General features: G+C 66.6%; 1 protein-coding gene. It reads left to right on the plus strand.

Translation table 11 applies throughout. The annotated features are described in order from the left end of the window. The coding region (locus tag B7X32_RS20705; RefSeq protein ID WP_292724078.1) for a hypothetical protein at window positions 1-1791 on the plus strand (1791 nt) is incomplete at both ends.

Consider the following 1791-nt stretch of genomic DNA (forward strand, 5'->3'; position numbering starts at 1 on the left):
AATCACCGCCCTGCACGTCCTCAACCCGCTCTTCATGCAGGGCGCCGGTGTCGTGCAGGACATGGCGTCCGGGTTCGAGTCGTGGGCGTCCAACGGGGGCCTGCAGAAGTTCGCGGACTACGCACAGTCCGTGCTCCCGCAGGTGATCGGCACCGTCGGTGATCTGGCCGCGGCGATCCTGCACATCGCAGAAGCGACCGCACCGATCGGCACTGCCGTCCTCGGCGTGCTCGATGGTCTCGCGAACGCGATCAACGCCATCCCCGTCCCGATGCTGACCGCAATGGCCGGCGCCGTGATCGCCGGATACACGGCGTTCATGCTGTTCAAGGGCGTCACCGGCGTCATCAACAGCGTGAAGGCCGCCGCCGACACCCTCGGCCTGTCCATGAAGGGCATGGCAATCGCCGGCGGGGCCGCGGGTATCGCGCTGACCGCGCTGATCCTGGTGTTCGCTGCCGTCGCACAGGCACAGGCCGAAGCGAACGCCCGTGCGCAGGCGTACGCGGACACGCTCGACAAGACCACCGGGGCGACCACCGACGCATCCCGGAAGATGGCCGTCGACGCGCTGAACGCAAAGCAGGGCTTCCTCATGTGGCAGACGTCCGCGTACGACGCGGCCGCCGCGATCGGGATCAGCGCGAAGACGATGACGGACGCCTACATGGGTGTCCCGTCCGCGGTGAAGCAGGTCACTGCAGCGATGCAGGACGGGTACGACCAGGGCAAGCTCAACGGCGTGCAGCTGGACGTGCTGCAGAACACCCTCAAGCAGGGCGGCGACATGGCGTCGTCGGCGGCGGACTCGTTCCGCAACAATGCCAACGCCATGACCGAAGCCGGCACCGCTGCGGGTGGCACTGCTCTCACCGCTCAGGGCGCTGCGGACGCGTTCCAGAAAGAAGCGTCGGCCGCTGATGACGCGATGTCGAAGCTGAACGGTCTGATCGACGCCACGAACCGGCTGAACGGTATCGGCCAGTCCGCGGAGGAGACGAACGCCCGCTGGCAGAAGTCTCTCGCCGGGATCGGTGATGAGGCGCAGAAGCAGCGAGACGCGTTCGAGCAGGCCAACGGCACACTCGACGGGTTCTCCCTGTCGCTGGACGCTGCGACCGCGGCGGGATCCGCGAACCGTTCGATGCTGTCCGGCGCTGCAGCGGATGCACAGGCTGCGACGAAGGCACAGTTCGACCTCGACGTGCAGACCATGTCGACGAAGGACGCGACCGACAAGTACGCGTCGACGCTCGCCGCGCAGAAGCAGGCGTTCATCGACTCGGCGAACAGTGCCGGGTACAACGCTGACATGGTGCAGGCGCTGGCCGACAAGGTCTTCGCGATGCCGTCCGAGAAGGAACTGCGGATCCTCGCGAACACCAGCGCGGCGCAGAACGTCATCGACTCGTTCGTCAACCGCAACGACGGACGCACGGTGACGATCTACACGTCCGTGCAGGGCCAGTACGCGCAGGTTGCCGGGCAGCTCGGCAAGTCCACAGCGTACGCCTATGGTGGCACGATCCCGGGCGCAGCGAATGGTGTCACTGCTGGCACCGTGACTGGCAACGGTTCCGCCATGTCGGACACCGCGGGGCTGTTCCGTCTCGCGAACGGTGAAGAGGTCATCTCGAACATCGTGGGGCAGGCGCGCCGGAACCGGCCGCTGCTGCAGGCCATCAACCGCAACGAACCGGTAGCGAATGTCGCCCGGATCGCCACGGGCATGGCCGGCGCGCAGACCAGCTCTCAACCTGCTCCCATCGTGTACAACGTGACCTTCGAGGT

This window comes from Microbacterium sp. 13-71-7, from assembly GCF_002257455.1.
In the GTDB taxonomy this organism is placed as follows: Bacteria; Actinomycetota; Actinomycetes; order Actinomycetales; family Microbacteriaceae; genus Microbacterium.